General features: G+C 61.5%; 19 protein-coding genes and 1 tRNA gene. 10 read left to right on the forward strand and 10 right to left on the reverse strand.

Annotated elements, in window-relative coordinates:
- Window positions 1-202 precede the first annotated feature (202 nt).
- The 3 genes from BUS42_RS09755 to BUS42_RS09770 all read left to right on the forward strand — a co-directional run bounded on the left by BUS42_RS09755 (window position 203) and on the right by BUS42_RS09770 (window position 3,722).
- Entirely contained in the window at window positions 203-1,651 is a 1,449-nt protein-coding gene (locus tag BUS42_RS09755) for a hypothetical protein (protein WP_074306746.1), read from the forward strand.
- Between the two features lie 178 nt (window positions 1,652-1,829).
- On the forward strand, window positions 1,830-2,456 hold the full coding sequence (locus BUS42_RS09760) for a class I SAM-dependent methyltransferase (protein WP_074306747.1): 627 nt from the start codon (window positions 1,830-1,832) through the stop codon (window positions 2,454-2,456).
- Window positions 2,457-3,170: 714 nt separating this feature from the next.
- The gene (locus tag BUS42_RS09770; RefSeq protein WP_143206278.1) at window positions 3,171-3,722 is read left to right on the forward strand and encodes a hypothetical protein; all 552 of its coding nucleotides are present in this window, start codon (window positions 3,171-3,173) and stop codon (window positions 3,720-3,722) included.
- Here the strand turns inward: BUS42_RS09770 and BUS42_RS09775 are convergent.
- The 8 genes from BUS42_RS09775 to cimA all read right to left on the reverse strand — a co-directional run bounded on the left by BUS42_RS09775 (window position 3,719) and on the right by cimA (window position 13,611).
- Window positions 3,719-4,252: a transposase gene (locus tag BUS42_RS09775; protein WP_074306750.1), complete on the reverse strand. Its 534-nt coding sequence runs from the start codon at window positions 4,250-4,252 to the stop codon at window positions 3,719-3,721. The two genes, BUS42_RS09770 and BUS42_RS09775, sit on opposite strands and share 4 nt — an antisense overlap.
- A 50-nt stretch (window positions 4,253-4,302) precedes the next feature.
- Window positions 4,303-4,791 carry a helix-turn-helix domain-containing protein gene (locus BUS42_RS09780; protein WP_074306751.1) on the reverse strand — a complete coding sequence of 163 codons (489 nt, stop codon included), beginning with the start codon at window positions 4,789-4,791 and terminating at the stop codon, window positions 4,303-4,305.
- A gap of 1,738 nt (window positions 4,792-6,529) precedes the next feature.
- Complete coding sequence (locus BUS42_RS09790; RefSeq protein WP_074306753.1) at window positions 6,530-7,033, reverse strand: hypothetical protein; 504 nt, start codon at window positions 7,031-7,033, stop codon at window positions 6,530-6,532.
- Between the two features lie 863 nt (window positions 7,034-7,896).
- Window positions 7,897-7,983: transfer RNA gene (locus tag BUS42_RS09795), tRNA-Ser, on the reverse strand.
- 19 nt (window positions 7,984-8,002) lie between these two features.
- A complete protein-coding gene (locus tag BUS42_RS09800) occupies window positions 8,003-8,386 on the reverse strand; it encodes a bifunctional nuclease family protein (protein WP_020466974.1) in 384 nt (127 codons plus the stop codon).
- Between the two features lie 158 nt (window positions 8,387-8,544).
- The gene (locus BUS42_RS09805; protein WP_074306754.1) at window positions 8,545-11,349 is read right to left on the reverse strand and encodes a valine--tRNA ligase; all 2,805 of its coding nucleotides are present in this window, start codon (window positions 11,347-11,349) and stop codon (window positions 8,545-8,547) included.
- Window positions 11,350-11,486: 137 nt separating this feature from the next.
- Window positions 11,487-11,987 (reverse strand): DinB family protein, encoded by a 501-nt coding sequence (locus BUS42_RS09810; protein ID WP_074306755.1) that lies wholly within the window; start codon window positions 11,985-11,987, stop codon window positions 11,487-11,489.
- A gap of 28 nt (window positions 11,988-12,015) precedes the next feature.
- On the reverse strand, window positions 12,016-13,611 hold the full coding sequence (cimA, locus tag BUS42_RS09815; RefSeq protein WP_074306756.1) for a citramalate synthase: 1,596 nt from the start codon (window positions 13,609-13,611) through the stop codon (window positions 12,016-12,018).
- Window positions 13,612-13,792: 181 nt separating this feature from the next.
- On the opposite strand from cimA, the gene BUS42_RS09820 reads away from it, so the two are divergent.
- From BUS42_RS09820 to BUS42_RS09850, 7 genes are all read left to right on the forward strand, one after another.
- Window positions 13,793-14,500 (forward strand): uracil-DNA glycosylase family protein, encoded by a 708-nt coding sequence (locus tag BUS42_RS09820; protein WP_074306757.1) that lies wholly within the window; start codon window positions 13,793-13,795, stop codon window positions 14,498-14,500.
- 198 nt (window positions 14,501-14,698) lie between these two features.
- On the forward strand, window positions 14,699-15,130 hold the full coding sequence (locus tag BUS42_RS09825; RefSeq protein WP_254053418.1) for a BlaI/MecI/CopY family transcriptional regulator: 432 nt from the start codon (window positions 14,699-14,701) through the stop codon (window positions 15,128-15,130).
- A gap of 194 nt (window positions 15,131-15,324) precedes the next feature.
- A complete protein-coding gene (locus BUS42_RS09830) occupies window positions 15,325-16,815 on the forward strand; it encodes a M56 family metallopeptidase (RefSeq protein ID WP_074306758.1) in 1,491 nt (496 codons plus the stop codon).
- Between the two features lie 265 nt (window positions 16,816-17,080).
- Complete coding sequence (locus BUS42_RS09835; protein WP_074306759.1) at window positions 17,081-17,521, forward strand: Hsp20/alpha crystallin family protein; 441 nt, start codon at window positions 17,081-17,083, stop codon at window positions 17,519-17,521.
- A 27-nt stretch (window positions 17,522-17,548) separates the two neighbouring features.
- A complete protein-coding gene (locus tag BUS42_RS09840) occupies window positions 17,549-17,980 on the forward strand; it encodes an Hsp20/alpha crystallin family protein (RefSeq protein WP_074306760.1) in 432 nt (143 codons plus the stop codon).
- 81 nt (window positions 17,981-18,061) lie between these two features.
- Entirely contained in the window at window positions 18,062-18,532 is a 471-nt protein-coding gene (locus tag BUS42_RS09845) for an Hsp20/alpha crystallin family protein (protein ID WP_074306761.1), read from the forward strand.
- Window positions 18,533-18,662: 130 nt separating this feature from the next.
- On the forward strand, window positions 18,663-18,845 hold the full coding sequence (locus tag BUS42_RS09850; protein WP_074306762.1) for a hypothetical protein: 183 nt from the start codon (window positions 18,663-18,665) through the stop codon (window positions 18,843-18,845).
- 121 nt (window positions 18,846-18,966) lie between these two features.
- Here BUS42_RS09850 and cobA read toward each other — a convergent pair whose 3' ends face one another.
- Entirely contained in the window at window positions 18,967-20,520 is a 1,554-nt protein-coding gene (gene cobA / locus BUS42_RS09855; protein WP_074306763.1) for a uroporphyrinogen-III C-methyltransferase, read from the reverse strand.
- An 89-nt stretch (window positions 20,521-20,609) separates the two neighbouring features.
- Window positions 20,610-21,629, reverse strand: a complete 1,020-nt coding sequence (tatC, locus tag BUS42_RS09860; RefSeq protein ID WP_074306764.1) for a twin-arginine translocase subunit TatC — start codon at window positions 21,627-21,629, stop codon at window positions 20,610-20,612.
- Window positions 21,630-21,649 lie beyond the last annotated feature (20 nt).

Here is a 21,649-nt window from a genome sequence, read left to right on the forward strand (position 1 = left end):
TTTCATATATTTCTAATTTCGCATTAATTCCACACCCGCCGACCCCTCCCGGATTAGCGCCGGGGCTCGATTGGCGTCACCGTGCGTCTCGTTTTACGACTCATCGACCCTCGTCGCCCTGAGCGATTCGGCCTGCTACAATGGACGGGTCGTGGCTGTGGCGACCCGAACTGTTTGAATCCACGGAGATACTGAGATCATCATGCCGATGTTCCCCATGCTGGTCGCCGCAACTCTGCTGACGCTGACCTCTCCTACCGAAGACGATCGTCGTGCTGACGGCCCGTTCACCCAGCGAGGTTACTACATCACGTTCATGCGGATGCCGACCTACGACCTTGCCGACTGGAAGCGGATCGTGGACGGCATCCACAACGACGGCGGCAACACGCTCATGCTCTGGGTCGCCGGGGCGTTCCGGAGCAAGAAGTATCCGGTCACCTGGAAGTACAATGCGGAGCACGAGAACATCCGCCATGATTTCGTGGGTGAACTGATCGATCATGCCCACTCGAAGGGAATCAAAGTTCTGCTCGGCTTCACACCGTTCGGCTACGACGGAGTGAACCAGTATCCGCTCGAGCACCCCGAGCTGAAGGCGATCGGCAAGGACGGCAAGCCAGTGGCCCCCTTCGGTATCGGTTGCTGGGGGTACAATCTCTGCCCCTCGAAGCCTGAGTCACAACGGTTCATGTTGGAATATCTGCGGGAGATGAACGCCCGTTACTCCAACGCGGACGGCCTCATGATCGAGTCGTCCGACTACGCCATCTGCCATTGCGAAGATTGCGGCGAACACTTCTTCGAGAAGGAGTTCGCGTTTGTCCGGCGGATCTCGGAGGAGGTCTGGGTGAAGAAGCCCGAAGCGACGGTCGTGGTCTACCCGCACTACTTCAGCGGAGCCGACGTGCCGGGCTTCGGCGTCAAGGCGGCGAAGCTCCCGTTCGACCCCCGCTGGACGCTGATGTTCACCCCGCACAGCGCCCACCCCGAGCCGTCCCTGATCGAGCGGGCCAAGGGAAGCCTGTGGTCGGACGACTCGCCCGCCCGCAAGGGACCGCAAGAGATCCGGGCCAATGCCCAGCATGCCAGAGGGGCGAAGATGACCGGATACGTCCCCTCGCTCGAGGCGTTCACCTTCGTCGCCACCGTGGCCGAGGAGGGGCAGGAATGGCTCAAGGGGCGACGTCAAGTGCCTCTGGGGTTCGGCTGGCTGGACCCTGGCGAACCGCCCTACGACGCGTTGCTGATGCGGGTCAACCGCATCGCCTACCGGGAGTTCAGCCGCAACCCCGACCTGGCCTTCGATCGTTACAAGGAAATCCTGGGCGAGGAGGTCTTCGGGGCGTTCGCCACGCCACGGGCGGTCGATGACCTCCTCGAACTTCAAACCGTCTTCGCCGCCGAGCGGACGTGGTGCCAACCATCTCCACTGACCTGCCCTGAGCGCGTGCGGGCCATGCAGGCCGCCGGGACCATGACGCCGCCGAAGCGTGGTGAGTATCGGGCCGCACTGGACCGGATTCACGCCGTTGAGGCACGCTATCGGGAGTCAAAGTCGGACGGAGAGCGGGAACTCCGTCGCATCGCCCGCTGGGTACTCGATCGCTGGAGCGTGGAGGATCGGAAACTTCTGGAGGACGATCGCTGACGAGCCTTGGGGCGAAGTCGACACCAAGTCGAGGCAGAACCGAGTCAGGAAGCCTGTAAACTCGGCTCAGACTTTCTCCTTTCGATGGGGGGGTGAGCGAAACCTCAATACCATCCGACCTTCGCGGGATGGCGATGATCGGGACGTGCGAGAATACGAACATTACCGGAGAACAAACATGACTGTCCCCGACCGAAACACCTTCGAAACCGCTTACGCAGGGCAGGCTCCATGGGACATCGGCAAGCCGCAGAAAGCGTTCCTGGACGTGGCCGACCGGATCACGGGATCGATCCTCGATGCCGGCTGCGGCACGGGCGAGAACGCCCTCTTCTTCGCCAGCCGAGGCCACAAGGTCACGGGCTTTGACTTCTTGGCCGAGCCGATTCATCGAGCGAAGTTGAAGGCCGCGGAGCGAGGTCTGACCGTCAACTTCCTCGTCATGGACGCCCTGGCTCTGAGCGACCTTCCCGAAGTCTTCGACACGGTGATCGACAGCGGGTTGTTCCACGTCTTCGACGACAAGGATCGGCGCCGCTACGTCGAGGGATTGGCCTCGATCCTCAAGCCGGGAGGTCGGCTGTTCCTCCTCTGCTTCTCCGACGAAGAGCCGGGAACAGAGGGCCCGCGGAGGGTGTCACGTCAGGAGCTTGAGGAGGTTTTCGCCGTCGGCTGGAAGGTCGAAAGCATCGAGCCCTCCCGGTTCAAAGTTCGTCCCGACCTGAAGCAGCGCACGTTCAGTCCGGGCGGCCCGAAAGCGTGGGTCGTGACGATCTCGTCAGAAGGACTGGTACGCCCTCAATAACCTCTTCAACACCGACGGGTCTTCAATCAACTGGAGGCCCGAGAAGGATCTGCCCCCCCCCAACGGACGCCCTCCTTTTCGCCAAGCGAGCCGATGTGATGGTCAATGCCATCCGGCTCACGCACGTGGAGATCGTGCGTCGTCCCCCCAACGTGACGGCCAAGACACCATTTACGAACAAATAGATCTGAATTCGCTAGTAGAACTGTCAGGCCCAGTCTGAAGGGTACGCTCATCAGTAAAGAGTCGTGCTCGTATGGTCTCTCGAAATCCGTCGAATCGACAAAAAGAGACCGGTCACCACGGGCACCATTAAATTCATTAACAGGAAGGCAACGACGGCCCAGGTTGAGCCATCGGTCATCATGGTATGATACGCGCCCAAGTCGATCGCTAGAAGCAGAATGATCACCATCAGTGTTCGCACTCGCCACGGTTTCATGGCTTGATTCTCGCTCTGAACGATCGGTGACGATGAGAAATCCCCGGTGTGTTGCCTCATGGAACCAGGTTACCAGAGGATTCACATCCAAGGGGCGGCACCATGCCGCCCTGTCTTCCCTCCGGGATTAATACGAATGCGGATTGAACTCGACTTCGGTAGCGTGGCGGACAGACTGACTGACCCCGAAATAACTGGGATTGAAAGCCACACCGGATTCGGCGATGATCTCCACCAGTGCTCGCATCCCGTTCTGAATCATGGAGGATCAGATGTCAACGGCAGGCCCCCCCCGCCCTTTCGCTGTCTTGTTGAAAATAGCGGCCCTCTGGCTCGCGATCGGTCACACCACGGCGGCCAATGCCGATCCGATCTGGTACCAGTTCGCGGGCACGATCACCTCGGTCGACGCATCGACCGGCATCAGTCAAGGTTCCCAGTTCACTGGCACCTTCTCATTCGACGCTGCGGTGGCGCCAACTGATTTCATGGGGTCGGACGCCTTGTACACTCATCCGTACTCGCCGCCTCATTCCGGTGGTCCGGGGATGACCCTCTCGGTCGGGGGCCAAAAGCTTCTGGATCATCCCGCTCTCCTTGTGTCCAGCGCTCCCAATCCTGCTTCACCGACGAAGCTAACCATCACCGAGCCGGGCTTTGGCTGGGTCAATGGGAGAGCGTTCCACACGGACCTCGAATTGGTGAACCCTACGGGTGTCGTTTACGGCATGTTCGGACCGACGTCCATGCTGAGCCTTGCAAACTTCTCAGAGGCAAAGCTTAAGCGTACTGTCACACAAACCCTGTTGGAATCCGTCACCTAATTCTTGTGGGTATGGCTTCGGGGCCCTTCGAGATAGGAGATTCGAATGAACCGGTCAGAACGACGGTTTCGTGCTTGCAAATGGCTGCTGATCCGCCTTTTGGTCGCCTGTTGATCTGGGTCGTTGGTCGTGTCCAGGACATTCTGTTGGATGTCGCTGAAGATCGTTTCACACGGATTGTCGTCCGGGCTTCGCTTTGGCAGGCTGGTCCATTGCAGCCCCAATCGTCGCATCATCGCACGGGTCGCTCGGGCCTTGATCGGGTGGGCCGGATCCCGATCCAGGGCCAACCGCAGGAGGCGTCCGGGATACCATCGCCGGATTCGCCGCAGGAATTGGCAGACGTACTTCGCCCCCTTGCCCGGGTAGAAGGCCCAATGGACACGGCCGTGGTTCACGTCATAGAGCAAAAACAGGTAGAACCGACCGCGGATCTTTTGGTTGCGCTGCAAGACCAGGCGCTTGGCCGTGGTGTAACATCGTCCGCCGTACGCCTTGACGGTGATCGGCTGGACGTCGAAGAACGCCAAGACGGCCCGACGGGGTCGGTGTTGCCACCACACTCTCAACCGATGCAAAATCACACGCCGATTCGGGTCGGTGCTGAAGAGTTTGCGGCGGATGCGGCGAAATGTATACCCCCCTTTTTGAGCACCCGACGAAGGTGCTCACGGCTGATCGACTTGACGATTTTCTCTCGGATCAGGACGTCACGCAACTTGGCCAGGGTCCAGCGGCCGAACGGCAACCCGAGGGTCGTGGGCGATTGGCCGGCCAGGCGCCAAACGGCCGCGATTTGCTCTTGGGACAGGTGTGGAGGAGCGCCGACGGTGCGCGGTCGGCTCAGAGAGGACAGGCCGTGCTGCGCGAAGTCGCGGAGATCGGCATATACGGTGTTGACATGGACATGGAGCAACCGGGCGATCGCGGTGGCGGAAAGATCGGCGGAGCGAAGCAAGAGCACCTCCGCGCGACGACGCTGCCAAGGTCGTAGAGGCTTCTCAAGCCATTGATGGACCCGGCGGAGTTCGGCCGGGGTCGGTTTCCGTGCTGTCAGAGGACGTGACATGGTGGAACCTCCGCTCTGGGTGGACCACCAACCATTCTAACAAAACAGGCGACAAGAATTCCGACAGGGATTCTGTGACGCTACGCTTAAGGTCACGGACCCGAACAACGCCCAGGTCTTGTTCGCGGGCACAATTACGAGCTTGACGGCGACGACGGTTCCCGAGCCCGCGTCGGCGACCCTGGTCTGTCTCGTCACTGTGGGTTGGCTGGCGCATTTCCGTCGCCGTCAGAAGCGATCCGACTAAGTCCATCGGAAATCGCACAACCCTGCGGCGGTCACGGCAGCCATCCTCACTCTGGATCGTCACGCTATCGCAACACTGGCCCCGTCGCTCCGCATAATCGCGGGCCGGCGGGGCATGTCTATGCGCGGTGTCGCACCTCGCATGGACACACAACCCCCTAAATTCGACGGATCGTCCGGCCGCCCCTGATTGCTGTGGGATAGGGCCGCCACTTCGCCTCGTCTCACTGAGTGCCCCCGAACCCCTTCGGCCCGACACGCTAGCCAGAGAGGGGCGGCCTTGACAGACGCCACCGCGAGCATCATCCGTTGCGTTGTGAGTCGTGGGAGTCGCATGCGGAGCGGCCCTCGAAGGCGAATGTCGTTCATTTGGGCTCTGGCGGTTCGGGAGCGACAGGGAGCCAGAGATGCTCTGATGATTTAGTCTATGCCATCCCAATAGAAGTTGACGATTTGTATCTTCGGGTCGTAGGCCGCGATCGCCTCCCTGTGGGAGAACGTAGGGTGGAACGACCTCGAATGGCGGAAAATCTTCGGTGCATCCTTAAGAGGATTCCACCACGAAGGGGTCGGCCCGGAGATGGAACCGCTCTGAATCTTGGCCTTATATTCCTCCTCAGAGATCGGCGTAAACCCCGTGGCTGTTTCGGAAGGCTCTCCCGTATGCCTGAAGGATTGAGATGCTTGGCCCGGGTGGCACGCTAAAAGTCGCTTCGAAGACAGACTCAGGGGCCGGATATTCGACACTTCTCGCTGATCGCCACCACGATCATCCACCGCCGCGACGTCATCCATCGTAGCCTCATCGCTCACTCCATCCGACTTGCACGTCCAACGCGCGAACCGATCGACCCTACCGCATGCCTGCGATCAGGACAAGATGACTGGAGTGATTGAGGGCGGGGCTGGTCGGGCAGCGTGGCTCACTGGGTGGCCTGACGAGGTGCAACCGCCCGCATGCCGTGCTATCCTCGTTGGGGACCATCGGCGAAGTTGGAGGGCAGGACCATGCAACTGCCCCGCCTGCAGTTCACGATAAGGGGGATGATGCTGACGGTGGTGCTCGTGGCGATAATTCCCTAATTGTCGCTGATCATATCATTCCGAAGCCACCCGAATCGCCAGAGGGCAAACGGGAGCCGTCGAAAGACTCGACCATCGGTCAAGCCGAATTCATAGCGATGCTTACAATACCAGAAGCCACGATCTCTAAAACATGCAATTTTATAAGCACTATCACATTAACCAGCATACACATTATTACACAATGAAAGGACTAACCCTAAAGCAAAAATATCACGCAAAATGTGTTCATGCTTATTCCTTATCAATGGCTTAGAACAATGCCAAGGCCAAGGGAAGGCCGGAAGACCGGATGACGAGGGAGGATTTCTACGCCGCTATCGAAGCCATTCCGGTGTCACAGTCCCACGATGTCGCTAGAATTTCGATGGCATGAACAGAGGAACTGACCTTAGCCGATACCGAAGAGTCAATGAGCCAAGGGAGAGGTAAGGTACTTGGCATGTGTCGTGGAGTAGCGATCACCAAATCGCAATGAGGTGATTCGACTATATGCAACCTTCTCCACTTCCTGCAGTCGTCCGCAACCATCAAAGTAGTGGATCGCTGCGTGCTTCGCTTGGGCTTCCAAGAGCGGCCCAACGTGAAAGCTTTCCCGGACTTCATCCTCCAAGATGACGACCTTACCGATGAGTTCGGAGACAAGCTCGGGCCACCCTCCAATCGAGAGCTTCTTGACCCATCGGGGGGCCGTCTCCCAGAGTTCCTCGTTTCGCATGAGCCGCTGGCAGTAGTCGTTTGACTCAGATGACTCGCATAGTGTGATGTCCTTGGTTCTCATCACTATGAAGCCGTCGAATTGAAAATCAACTACTTGATGCAAGAGTGTAAGAACTGGGTTCTGGGCGACAACGACTCCATACAATCGATGGGGGTCCAACTTCTTACGCTCGAGAGTGACCAGCCTGCTCATAAAGATCAACCTTAGAATATTGTCCTACCAAGGGGTATGAGAGGGCCATCATACCGTTCCTAAAGTCCCAGCCAACAACCCGGCACCACGCCCCCTGCCAGAAGGCTGCTATCTGAACCACTGCCAGACGCCCCAGAAAGCCCTGGTGCGATCGGCGAAGGCGGCGGTCCCATACTCACAACGCACGCTGAGGAGGTGGTAGTGCATACGAAGATGGCGTCGAGCAGGCTCCGCAATCGATTCCCAATCCGGCAATTCTTATTTGGGAACCCGCATGGTCCGCCAACCCCTCATCGTCGAGTGTGTGCATGCTTGGCGAACGAATACCCGCGATACCTGATTTATACCCGTTTCATGATCGATTCGGGGCAGGATGAAGACAGGCTCAAAAGCGAGGGCGAACGGTTGAATCTGTAAAGCTTCGCCGGACCCGTTATGATTTCATGAATCAGTTGCGATCGATCAGTGTTCAGGATGGGATTCTTCCCGTAGGGTGGGCACGGCCCATCATCCCGATCTCCCTGCCAAAAGGGAGTTAAGAGGTGGGCCGTGCCCACCCTATGGGGGACTTTCTCAGCGAGGGTGGACAATCGCGGACAGTTTCAGCAGTGGTCGCGTAGGCAGTAGGTGGCGCGGAAGTCCTTCTCCGGCAGAGCCTTGCTTCGGCTCCTCGGGCCGCCTTGGCCGCCCAAAGTGTCCGCGCTGTTCACTGGTCCTGGCCTCGACGGTGAGAAAGTCCCCCCTATGCGAATCGTTGGGCCAACGATGATGCCACAGCCGATCGCGTCGAAGAAAGGGGGAACGGATTCGGCGAAGCTTTACTTGAATCTGATCATAAAGCATTGCGAAAAGAGTCGTTAAAACGGAGGGGGTGGGATTCGAACCCACGGTAGGTTTGACCCTACTACGGTTTTCAAGACCGTCCCAATCGGCCACTCTGGCACCCCTCCTCGGATCGGTTCAACGCGCTTAGTGACCCACTTCGTCGATGATATCTTCCGCGACGTAGATCGGCACGTCAACAGTCACCGCCACCGCGATGGCATCGCTCGGTCGCGAGTCGACCTCGACGATCTCACCGTTGTGGCGGATTCGCAACTTGGCGAAATAGGTGTGATCGCGGAGCTCGCTGATGAATATATCTTGCAGCTCGCCACTAAGCAACTCGATCGTGTTGGCAAGCAGGTCATGGGTCAGGGGACGCGGAACCGGAAGGCCCTTCACGCGGCGGTCGATGCTCGTCGCTTCGAAGATGCCGATGACGATCGGGAAGGTCCGATCCCCCTCGACCTCCTTGAGGAAAATGATCTGCTGCTCGTTGTTCTCGTTGATGATGATCCGGGTAAGTTCCATCTGCACGGGCACGGCGGTCGTCTCCCCTGGCGCTCTTATCGCGGGTCCGCCGCATCCGCCCTCGGCGGTGCGCTTGCCGGTCTGCTTGTGGGTTCGCGACGGGCGTTCTTCCATGATAATAAAGCGGGCGGCGGACCCCGTCAACGCGGCCATTGAGATCAAGGCTTCGCTTCGGCTTTCGCCAGCAACGCCACGACCATCGCACGCTGGGTGACGAGCTCGGCCTCCTTCGCCCGCTGCTGCTCGACCACGGCGGTCGGCGCCCGGCTGACGAAACCGTCATTGCCAAGCTTGGCGCGAATAGACGCGAGTTGCCGGTCGATGTCGGACAGGGCCTTGCGATGACGCGCGGCCTCGGCCTCGAGATCGATCAGGTTTTCCAGCGGCAGAATGATCCGGACGTCGGCTCCGACTGCGACCACACTGCCCGGCGGCTCCTCGCTCTGGGTGACGATCGTCACCGACTCACACGGAGTGATCGCCTTGAGGAACGATTCGCCCAGGCGGATCCGAGCGGCGACCCCTTCGTTGGCGGCCACGATGATCGGGTGAATCTTCGCCTCTTTGGGGACGTTGTGCTCGGCCCTCAGGTTGCGAATGACCGTGATCGGACCTTGCCAGTTCTCGACCACGATGGCCGTGGCCTGGGCATCGTCCCACGAGTCGGGATAGTTGGGCCAGGGAGCGATACAAACGCTCTCGGCCGCGGGACCAGGTTCGGGGAGTCCGCGACTGGGGGCGACCTGGGCGAGTGCCTGCCAGACTTGCTCGGTCACGAACGGCATGATCGGATGGAGCAGGCGGCAGAGACCGTCGAGGACGGCCGCCACCACGCGCTGGGCGGTCGGGCGTGACTCGGGATCGCGGAGTCGTCCCTTGGCGAACTCGAGATACCAGTCGCAGAACTCGTTCCAGGTGAAGTCGCGAAGGCCCTTGGTCGCCTCCGCGAAGTGGAACGTCTCCAGGTCGCGGGTGGTCGCATCCTGGACTTCGGTCAGTCGGCTCAGGATCCAGCGGTCCTCGACTGGAAGCGCGCGAAGGTCAACGCTCGCCGACTCGTAGCCTTCGAGGTTCAGGAGGACGAGGCGGGCGGCATTCCAAAACTTGTTCGGGAACGTTCGACCCTGTTCGAATCGTTCCGACGTGTTGACCTGGCGGCCGTCGGGCAGCTTGGCCTTGTCGACCGGCATCCGGAGATCCTGGGTCTCGGTGGCCGAGTAAGCGAGCGTGTACCGCAGCGCGTCTGCACCGTAGAGGTCGATGATGTCCACCGGGTCGATGCCGTTGCCGGCCGACTTCGACATCCGCTGACCTTTGCCGTCCTGGATCACCGGGTGGATGAAGACGTCCTTGAACGGAACTTCGTCGCGGTTGAACAGGCCGAACATCACCATTCGAGCCACCCAGAGTGTGATGATGTCACGGGCGGTCGACAGCACGTTGGTGGGGTAGTACTTCGCGAGCTCGGGGGTCTCCTCGGGCCATCCCAGGGTGGAATGCGGCCAGAGTGCCGAACTGAACCAGGTGTCGAGAACGTCCGGGTCCTGGCGGAGCTCAAATTGAGGACCAAGGGCATCGACTGGGAGGTCGGTCTCCGCGCAGATGAGCCAGCCCCCGGCCTCCGCCTTGCGCCAGGACACGTCGGTGCGGCCCGCGAAGGCGCGTTCAAGGTCGGCCTCGGTCGCCCCGTCGCAATGCCAGATCGGGATCCGGTGCCCCCACCAGAGTTGCCGGCTGATGCACCAGTCGCGCTTCTCGCCCAGCCAGTCGAGATAGCTCTTCGCATAGCGCTCGGGATGAATCTTGACCCGGCCCGAGATCACGGCATCCATCGCGCTCTGGGCGAGGACATCCATCCGAACGAACCATTGGTCGGAAAGATAGGGCTCGATCGGGGTCTTGCTTCGATCCGAATAGTTCAAGCGGGTCGCGTAGGGCTCGGTCTTCTCAAGAAGTCCTTGCGCTTCCAGGTCGGCCACCACGCGCTTGCGAACGACCCGCCGGTCGAGGCCGGCATAGGCGCCCGCGTTCTCGTTGAACGTGCCGTCGGGGTTGAGCAGGTTGATCATCGGCAACGAGTGCCGAAGGCCGGTCTGGTAGTCGTTGGGGTCGTGGGCGGGCGTCACCTTGACGCAGCCGGTGCCGAACTTGGGGTCGACGAGCAGGCCGTCGGCGATGATCGGGATTTCGCGGCCGGTCAAGGGGAGCGAGACCGAACGACCGATCAGGTGTTGATAGCGCGGGTCGTCAGGGTGGACGGCCACCGCGGTATCGCCGAGCATCGTTTCGGGACGGGTCGTTGCGACGTGGAGCGCCTCACCGGTCGTCGAGCCGGCCACCGGATACTTGATCGTCCAGAGCTGGCCCTTGACGTCCTCGTAGTAGATCTCGTCGTCGGCCACCGCGGTCCGCAGGTGGGCGTCCCAGTTGACCAGCCGTTTTCCCCGATAGATCTTGTCGGCCTGGAAGAGCCGGAAGAAGGTGACGCGGACGGCCCGGGCGCACATGTCGTCCAGGGTAAACCGGGTGCGTTCCCAGTCGCACGAGCAACCCATGAGCCGCAACTGGCTTAAAATCCGCTTTTCATACTCATCTTTCCAGGCCCAGATCCGTTCCACCAGTGCTTCGCGACCCAAGTCATGGCGCGTCTTCTCCTCTTCCTCGAGCAGGCGTCGCTCGACGACGGCCTGCGTGGCGATCCCCGCGTGATCGGTGCCGGGCATCCAGAGCGCATCAAAACCTTGCATCCGCTTCCAGCGAATCAAGATGTCTTGCAGTGTATTATTGAGCGCGTGCCCCAGGTGCAGGGCCCCGGTGACGTTGGGCGGGGGGATCACGATCGTATAAGGGGGCTTCTTGCTCGACGGATCGGCGTGGAAGTAACCCTTTTGGAGCCAGAAGTCGTACCACCGGCGCTGGGCGTCTTGAGGGTCGTATTGCTTGGGGAGGTCGGCGGTACTCATGCGAAGTTCGGGTCCATGACGGGGTCCATGAGGCGAATGAAGTCGGCCTGAGTGTCCACGATGGCGGTCGTAAAATCCAGCCGAAGCCCCGGGCGGATTCGCCACCCTGGCAAGGTGAATCACGACGCCCAGGGGTCTCACCAACTGGGAGGCTCTTCCGTACTGTGTCCGAGGGCCTGAACGAGGTAACTCATCTGCCCGATGTGGTTGTTCACGTGGGCAATGCAGATGAAGAACAGGCCGAACCGGGTCTCCACGGGCATGGGCGCGGTCAGCGGAGTCATCAAACCGCGCGCATCCTGCACCTGGATCGTGTTCACGGTCATTTCCACCGCCTCGTGAAACCGAGCCAGGATCACCTCGGCCGGCGCGTGTTGTGCGTCGTTGAATTCTTGAGGACGATCGCGCACGTAACCGGTGCCGGCGACAGTTGAGCCGATGAAGTGGTTGAGGTTCCCCGTCAGGTGGAGAATGAGGTGGCCGACGCTGTTGCCGAACGGGAAGGGATTGACCCAGGTCTTCTCCCGAGGCAAGCTGCGGACGGCCCGCTCGACGCGCGACGCAAGGTGGCGGAAATAACGAATCAACTCGTCGTCGACGACTGTTGCCAGTGTCGGTTCAACGCCCAAGGCATCCATAAGTCTTCTCGCGTGTTCGATGAGCGAATCAGGTCTGAGCCAGGGCGACTCGTGACTGAGACGACCGCGCATCCTTGGTGAGCTTGTGTTCGAAGGCGTCGATCAGAGCGAGCCAGCTCGCCTCGATGACGTTCTCGGAGACGCCGACAGTCCCCCACACGGAGTCGTCGTCCTGGCTCTCGATCACGACTCGAACGCGGGCCGCGGTGCCCTCACGGCCGTTGATCACGCGGACCTTATAATCGACGAGCCGCATCTCCATGAGCCGGGGATAATGACGTTCCAGCGCTTTTCGGAGGGCCCCGTCGAGCGCATTGACCGGGCCGTCCCCCTCGCTGACCGTGTGCTCGACCGCGTCTCCCGCCCTCAGCTTGACGGTCGCCTCGGTGGTCGCCGCGCCCTCGGGTCGCCCCGAGACGTTCACGTGATAACCGAGACTGGAGAACCAAGACGTCTCGCGGCCCGCGAGCCGCTCGACCAGGAGGACGAACGACGCTTCGGCGGCCTCGAACTGGTAGCCCTCGTTCTCGAGGTCCTGCACGCGGTCGAGAACTTTCGACAAGAGGGCGGAATCTTGTTCGAGCCCGTACTCCGCCAGCTTCTCGGCGATGTTCGACTTGCCAGAGAGCTCGCTCACGAGGACCCTGCGTTCGTTGCCGACGAGAGAGGGGTCGATGTGCTCGTAGCTGGCCGCGTTCTTGCGGATGCCGTGGACGTGCATCCCCCCCTTGTGGGCGAAGGCGCTGGTGCCGACAAACGGCTGGCCCGGCCGAAAGTTCATGTTGGCTGTTTCATGAACGTATCGGGAAACCTCGGTAAGATGGACCAGGCTGCCGGGCAAGAGCACCTCGTAGCCGTCCAGCTTGAGCGACAGGTTCGCCACGACGCTGCAGAGGTCGACATTGCCGCATCGTTCGCCGATGCCGTTGATCGTCCCTTGGACCTGCCTCGCCCCTTGGGCCACCGCGGCCAAGGTGTTGGCCACGGCGAGCTCGCAATCATTGTGGGTGTGAATCCCGACCGGGACCTTCAAATTCGCCACCACGTCGGCCACGGCCTTCGCGACCTCGTCGGGCAGGCTGCCGCCATTGGTGTCGCAGAGCACGAGCCAGGCCGCGCCGGCGTCCGCGGCGGCTTGGAGCGTCCGAAGCGCGTACTCCGGGTTCTTCTTGTAGCCGTCGAAGAAGTGCTCGGCGTCGTAGACGACCTCAGGAGTGTTCGCCGCGCAGAAGCCGACGGAGTCGGTGATCATGCTCAGGTTCTCGGCAAGCGAGACCCCGAGCACCTCGAGGACCTGAAAATCCCAACTCTTGCCGACGATCGTCACGGCCGGCATCCCGGCGCCGACGAGGGCCTTCATCCCGATATCGTCCTCGGCGGCGACATCCCGCCTGCGGGTCATCCCGAAGGCGGTGACGCGGGCGTGCTTGAGGTCGAGGTCGCGGACCGCGCGAAAGTAGGCAGCGTCCTTCGGGTTGGAGAGGGGATAGCCCCCTTCGATATAGTCGACACCCAGGAGGTCGAGCTGAGTCGTAATCAGAAGCTTGTCCTGGAGCGAGAAGTTGACCCCCTCCCCCTGGCTGCCGTCCCGCAACGTCGTATCGTAGATCGCAATCCGCGTCATGACCGACCCTTTTCGCCACCCAAAATGAGGAGAATCGCTCCCCCGGTTTCACCATCGTTTCGCCGAGTTTATGATCTTAGCAGAAAGCCCCCGGCCGGCGACACCCAGACACCACGTCAGGGCTCATGGTTCATCCGACCTGGGCCGCCCCACTCCTCAATTACGGCACGAAGTGACCGCCATGCGCACGATTTCGCAGTTGGTCGATTCCATCCACCAAGAAGCGCAACGCGAACCGTTTCCGATCGATACGCCGATCTATGAGAAGGCCGGCAAGGATCCGTTGCAGCCGATCCTGTTCGCCGGCTCGCTCGCCGCTCCCCCTTGTGTGTTCGGTCGCGACCTCGGCAAGGACGAGGTCGCCGCGGGCCAACCTTTAATTGGCGCGGGGGGCCGGCTGGTCCGCTCGGGCGTCTACCAAACGCGACATGGCGAACCCCCGCCGAAGTCGGATCGCACCCTCGAGTCGGTCCTTCCCGACGTCCTTTTAACGAACACCGTGCCCTACAAACCCCCTGGCAATAAGGCATATACGACGGCCGTCAAGGAACGGTTTCGCCCCTTCGTCGCCGAACTCCTCGCCCTCCACTGGCAAGGGAATCACGTCATCACCCTCGGGAACGAAGCGTTCCAATGGTTTCTCCCCTACAGTGATCCCGGCGCCTTCGAGGCGTTCTGGAGTCGAGACGATCGCTATGAAGCGGAGCTCGAATGCGACTTGATCCTGCCCGACACGCAGGGCTCGACCCACAAAGCGTTAGTGCTCTTGCCTTTACCTCACCCCTCCCCGCTCAATGCGCGGTGGTACAAGCGATTTCCCGAGTTGCTCGCGGGGCGACTCGAGCGACTCGCCCCGCCACCCGGACGGCAAATCAGCATGCATGGATGAGATACGTCGTGCTCCCTCGCTTGATTCGGTGAACGTAACTTGATTGGCACATTCAGGATAAGTCGAGTCCACTTCTCCGAAATAAATCGGTACAATGGCCCTGAATTCCGATACTCTTAGGGTTGCCGATTGCCATACGGAGCGTTAAGTTACGTTAACGATCATCCCAATCGTACGTCTTACCCGGGGGAAAACACCGTGCGCAAAGTCCAGATGGTGACTGACCGCGAGCTGGAGATCCTGAAGATCCTGTGGGCGCGGGAGAAGGCAAGCGTACGAGAGGTCCAGGACGACCTCAACAAGACGGCGGGGCCGGTCGCCTACAGCACCGTGCAGACGCTGCTCAACATCATGGAAGACAAGAAGGGCCTGGTCCGCCACGTTGTCGAGGGGCGTACTTTTATCTACATCCCCAAGAAGTCGTCGGATCGCACGATTCATGAACTCACCAAGCGATTCGTCGACCGGGTTTTCGATGGAGCGCTCGACCGGGTGATGGTGGCACTGCTCGATTCGCGGTCGCCGACGGCGGCGGAATTCGATCGCCTCCGCGCCATGATCGACGAAGCGGAACGGCAGACGGCCGCGAAGGTCGAGTTGTCCGAAGTCGGAACCATTGAGGAATTCTGAAGAGCGAAGCCGGCCGCGCGCGACGCGATTCCACCGGCCTTCCGCTCGCTCCGACTCGGATGTACGGCAACCGATAGGGGCCGATGCGGCCGTTGAGTCGAGAGGTTGGGACTCACGATTTCGGCTCGATGGCTGCATCGCGTTCCACGCGCAGATCCTTTGTCCGCATACTTCTCGATTCGAGAGGCCAACGCATGGCCGACGGGATCGATCGACTGGGTGAAATGCTGCTGGATGCGTCGCTCTCGGCCACGGCTCTGCTGAGCTTGGTCGCCTTGGCGATGATCGGCTGTCGTCAGCCCGTGCGCCGGATTTGCCTGGCCCGTGCGGCGATCCTCAGCGTTTTGGCACTCATTCCACTGGTCATTCTCGCGCCTTTTCCCCGGGTCTCCTTGAATCGGGTCGCGCACCGGTCGGGCCTGTTCGCCCACCCCATTTTCGCCAACCATGTTCGCGGCCACCTGGACATCAAGCCGGTCGGGTCGGGTCAAACGCTCACGAGCGAACGGGCTTTGGCGTCGGACGGTCCTCGTCCCCTCCGCGGGTTGGTTGGGCCACCGCCGCGGTGGTTGGTCCTCCTTTATTTCGCGGGGACGGCCTCCTCCCTCGGCTGGATGCTCCTGGGATACTGGGGCTTGAACTGGCTCACGTCGCGTTCCGAGGAGGTCTCACCGCTCTCGGCCGAACTCTATGAGAGCTTGCCGGTCCATGGTCGTCGGCCTCGATTTCGGGTCAGTGCGCGGGTTCGCCGCCCCGTGCTCGTGGGCCTGTTCCGCCAGTCGATCCTGATCCCGGTGGACCTCGACTTTCCCGAGTCGGCCGAGAAGCTCCGGCTCAGTCTCTTGCACGAACTGGCGCATGCCGAACGGAAGGACTCGAGGTTCGGCCTGGCCAGCGGTCTCGCGCACGCCTTCTGGTTCTTTATTCCCCCGCTCTGGTGGATTCGAGCGCAAATGAAGCTCGATCAGGAGTTCATGGCGGATCGGCGGGCGGCCCAGGCGTTTGGCCCGTTCCAAGCCTACGCGGCGAGCCTCGTGAAAATCGCCAGCGGCGACCCGGAAATACGACCCACCGCAACCCTGCCGACCTCCTCGCCATCCCCGACGAGTACCTCAGCGCTCTTCCAAAGAGTGCTCATGCTCGTTCAATGTCCGTTCTCGCTGGAATCGCACCCCCCGCGGTGGTGGGCCTGTTCTCTGCCGGGACTCGTCCTGCTCGGAACGATGGCCGCCTCGTGCTTGACCCTGCGCGTTTCCGGGGTGTCCGCTCCGTTCCTCGTTCCACCGCAGTCATCGGCGCCGGGTGGCCACTCGTTTCGGATGTCGCGGTTGGTCGCGCCCTCCCCGTCGCCAGGCTCCGAAACGCGTCCCCGGGTCTACGAATTGCCTCTGCCGCTCCCGCAAACTTTCGATCTCCGGGTGGACGTCTGGGCCGATCCGGACGCACTCACCCAGACTAAAGTCGTCGGAATTCCCCTCGTTGCCCCAGGCTCATCTCCCGAAACCGTGGCTCCCCTGGCGGGTTGGCATCAGGTTCGGATTCAGCGCACGACCGACACCCTCACCGCGCAACTCGATCAAAGGCTCCTCCCCACGAGTGCCGAACAGGAGACGACCCCCGCACTCACCCTCGAGAGCCCCGCGGGTTACCCGGTCCATTTCCGGAACCTTCGCCTCACCTGGTAACCGCGTGCGCTCCTATCCGCCAAAATGGCAGCGTCCGTTCCGTCTGCCAACTTGGTCCGCTCGGGCGTGAATTTTTGGCAGGTTCGGACAATCCGAAGCCAAGGTCTGAGTCCGATCTCATCGGGCCAATCGACCGCAAGTTCTTCACGGAAATCGACTAGCGGCGCCCCAAAATGGCAGTCCCCGGAAAAGTCAGCTTCCGGCACGTACTCTGCAATAGTTGAACTGATCCTCCGAACTACCTTTTCAAGGGGAGGTCACTTCGATGAGCGGATTGAACTGGCAGCGACGTTGGGATCCGTTTCGCGATCTTCAACGCGAAGTGGGACGTCTGTTCGAGAGCTTTGAGCCACTCCAAGCCTGGCGGCTGAGTCGGCACGAGCCGTCGATCAATCTCTACGACGGCGGGGACAAGTACCTGCTTTCCGCGCAGTTGCCGGGGATGACCCCGGAGGACCTCGATCTGTCGATCACCGGCGAGACCCTCACCTTGAAGGGGGAACGAAAGCGGCCCGAGGGCGTCGCGGACGAGTGTTATCGGCGTCAAGAGCGTCAATTCGGTCGGTGGACTCGGACAATCTCCCTGCCTGATCGCGTTGACAGCGGGCTGGTCACGGCCAAGTTCGCGCAAGGACTGCTCACGATCACGCTCCCGAAAGCGGAGAGTGCCAAGCCACGACCGATCCCGATCAAGGCGACGACCTGAACTTCGAGGCCATCCTGGAGCCCAGCGATGAGCGTCAGCAATCCATCGATCCCGGTCGCGGTCGATCGGCCCGCCCCCCGCGATCCGAGCAATCCCAAGGCGCCCGGCGCCGAATCTTCGCAGCCTCCGGCGACCTATTTCACGCCACCAATCGACATCCACGAGAGCCCGGACGGTCTGATTCTCGAGGCCGACCTTCCGGGTGCGACCGAACACAACGTGAGCATTCAGCTCGAAGACAACGTGCTCAGCCTCTATGCCCAGGTCACCAGCCAGGCGCCCGAAGGGTCGCGCATCCTTCATCAGGAATATCAGGTGGGCGACTTCTACCGCTCGTTCATCTTGAGCGATGAGGTGGAACGGAGCCGGATCACCGCCGAGCTCCACAACGGTGTCCTGCGCTTGATCCTTCCGAAGGCCGAGCGGGCCAAGACCCATCGCATCGAGATCAAGTCGTAAGCGCCTTGCGAGCGGTATTGGTCTCGTCGACTCGAGGGCCCTGAAGCCATTCCATACTTTGGACATTGAAGGAATTCAGTCATGGCACGACCGATCCCTTGGCGGCGGGAGATCTCCGCCCCATTTCACGTCCTCCAGAACGAGCTCAACCGTCTGATGGAGGAATACTGGAATCCCGCGCGGTTGGGCCCGTCGGAACCGCCTCCGATGGACCTCGAACCGACGGGTTGGAGTCCCGCAGTCGACCTGATCGAGACGGCCGACGAAATCGTCCTCGTCGCCGAACTCCCGGGCGTCGAGCCCGGTTCGATCGACCTCTCGGTGACCGGCAATATTCTCAGCCTCCGCGGGGTCAAGAACCCCGATGCGCCGATCGAGGGACACGCTCCGCTTCGTGAACGGCAGTTCGGGACGTTTCACCGACAGATCGTGCTCTCGAACCAGGTCAACTTCGACGCGGCCCAGGCCGAGGCCCGCCTCGGCGTTCTGAGAGTCAAACTCCCCAAGCAGGATGTCGCCAAACCACGCACCATTCCGGTCCAGAACGTCTAAGGATCGAATTCAGGCCGAACGCGTGGCGATGGATCGCCGCGCTTATGGTACACTACACAGGCTCGGCTCTCCTTATGTGATAAGCTGGAGCAATGTTGTCGATTACCCCGGCCTACGGAGCGCGTGGACGATGGAGACGCCGAAAGTCCTTTGTTACGCCGCGATGATCGTCGCGGGCCTCGTCTGTTTGATCTTCCTGCTCGACGCGGTCGCGAGCATCCTCGGCCGGAACATCTTGCTGGACGTCCTGTTCATCATCGGAGGAGCCTTCATCCTCTGGCAAGGATTTGAGACTTCACGCGAGCTTCGATGACGCCAAGCTGAAGATGGTGGGCCGTGCCCACCCTACAAGACGAGAATCGACTGGAATTCTCGTGTAGGGTGGGCACGGCCCACCATTGGCATGAAGCATTTCGAAGTGAGCGACCGGGAGGTCAGAGCCTCGCCGCCGCATTGGCCCGTTCCGTCGCAACCACTTCAACGATTGCATCGACGAGCCCCGCCCAGGTAAACACGTTCGCCTCGGCGGCGACGTTCCACCCCAGTCGCCGGGCGGCTTCCGAAGTCACAGGGCTAAGGCTGGCGAGGCGAATCTCGCGGCCGACCCGTTCTCGAGCGGACTCGGACAGCAGCGAATACAGCCGCTCGGTAATCGCGGAGCTGGTCAACGTGATCCAGTCGATCGAACCTTGCTCGATCCGCGCTACCACCGCGGCGGGCAAGGCGTCGGCGTCCGTATTGCGATAGACGGCGACCTGCTCGACCTCGGCGATCTTCTCGAGTTCGTCCTTGAGCACGGTCCGGCCCCGATCGGCCCGTGCGAGCAAAACGCGGCCCCCCGCGACAGCAGGCGCGAGCGCCTCGGCCAGATCCTCGGACCGGAACGAACGAGGGACCAGGTCGGCTTTGAGATGATATCGGCCGAGCGCTCCGGCCGTTGCCGGGCCGATCGCGGCCAGTTTCAGGTGCCCGAGGGCGCGTACGTCGCGGCCGAGGACATCGAGACGCTCGAGAAAGCCGTCGACCCCGTTCACGGATGTGAACACGAGCCAGCGAAACTCGGCCAGGCGTCCGATCGTCTGATCGAGTTCGTCGTACGATTCGAGCGGTCGGATCTCCACGGTCGGCGCAATCAAAACCTCGGCGCCGAACGACTCCAACACCGCCGCCGACGACTCGGTCTCACCCTCGGGACGGGTCACGACGATGCGCTGGCCGAAAAGCGGTTGGTTCTCGAACCAACGCAAGTTGGGCCGCCGCGCAACCACCTCGCCGACGACCAAGAGCGCGGGGGGACCGAGCCCTGCCTCGGTAACCCGCTCGTGGAGGTTGGCAAGCGTCCCACTCACGGTACGTTGTCGCGGCAAGGTGCCGGCCTCGATGAGCGCGGCGGGGGTCGTCGGGGGCTTGCCGAGTCGGACCAGGGTCTTGCAGAGACTCTCGAGCCTGGTCACCCCCATGTAGATGACCAGGGTGCCCGGAAACAGGGCGAGCGCCGCCCAATCGAGCCGCCCGTGCCCCGACAAGGCGTCGGGATCGTTGTGGCCGGTGACGAACGCAACGGCCGAGGCGGCGTCGCGATGGGTGACCGGGACACCGGCATAGGCGGTGACTCCGACGGCCGCCGTCACGCCCGGTACGACCTGGAACGCCACCCCCGATTCACGCAGAAACTCCGCTTCCTCGGCCCCGCGCCCGAAGACGTAGGGGTCGCCCCCCTTGAGCCGAACCACCGTGCGCCCGGCCTTCGCATGCTCGGCAAGGAGTTCGTTGATCGCTCCTTGCGACAGGGTGTTATGGCCGATCGACTTCCCCGCGCAGATCAGGCGGGCGGTCTTGGGAGCCAGGTCGAGCAGCCGAGAGCTGGCCAGGTGATCGTAGACGACCACGTCGGCCAGCTTCAGCAAGGCCTCGCCGCGCCGAGTCAATAGACCGGGGTCACCAGGCCCGGCACCCACCAGGTAAACGATCCCACGGTTCACGGCCATCCCGCTCTCATTCCAGAAATCAGGGTCGAACCGAGCGAGCCAATCCGCCAGGCAGGCTCGGTTCGACGGACTCTTTCCACTTCGGCCACTCACTCAGTCCGGCGGACGGCGGGCCCCAGTTTCTTGCGGTCGACCAGGACAATGCCCAGCTCGTAGAGCACGATCATCGGCACGGCGAGCATGAGCATGCTGAACGGGTCCTGGCTCGGAGTCAGGACCGCACCCGCGACGACCATCACCAGGATGGCGATCTTCCGCTTGGACCGGAAGTCGTCGACGGTGAAGATCCCGATCAAGGCGAGGAAGACCATGATCAACGGCGTCTGAAAGCAGACCCCGAACACGAGGGGCAAGATCGTGGCGAAGCTCATCCAGTCGGCCAGGCGAAGCGTCGGCTCGATGCCGAGCCACACGTTGAATTCCAGGAGGAACCGCAAGGTGACCGGGAGGACACCGAAGAAACAGAGGAAGACGCCGGACAGAAAGAGGCCGAGCGAGAACGGGAGAAACTTCGTCACGTAATGGCGTTCGTGACGATAGAGCCCCGCGGCGATGAACGCCCAGAGTTGGTAGAAGACCCAAGGGCTGGCGATGACGAGCCCTGCGACCAGACAGACCATGAAGAAGATCGTCATCGTTTCCAAGGGCGCCAGCGAGATCAAGGCGTTGCTCGGCCTCATGCCTTCGTTGACGATCTTGATGATCCCCGACTCCATATAGCGGATCGGGAATGTCAAATTCTTATCCTTGACGGTCTCGGCCTCAGGGAGCTTGAGCCCGGGGGCGATCTTGCCGAGTTCCGTCAGGAAGACGTCGGCCGGAATGATGGCCTGGGCCGTTTCCGAGACCACGCCCCCCGCGTCGGCAACCTCGGCCCGCCGCACGGCTTGTTCGTTATAGAATTCCGTGAGCGCAGCCTGGGCGGGCTCCACCATCTTGTTCATGATCCGCTGTCCCAGGTTGATGCCGGGGATCAGGGTCAGGACCACGCCGATGACGAGTCCATAGAGGGCGAGGATGAGCCGGAGGCGTAATTCTTCGATGTGATCACCAAAGCTCATGGTGACCATCGTCTGTTCTTCCGCGAAGAGATCGTTTTCGGTCGGCATTGGATGTGGACCACCCTAAC

It is taken from the genome of Singulisphaera sp. GP187, from assembly GCF_900129635.1.
Taxonomy (GTDB): Bacteria; Planctomycetota; Planctomycetia; order Isosphaerales; family Isosphaeraceae; genus Singulisphaera.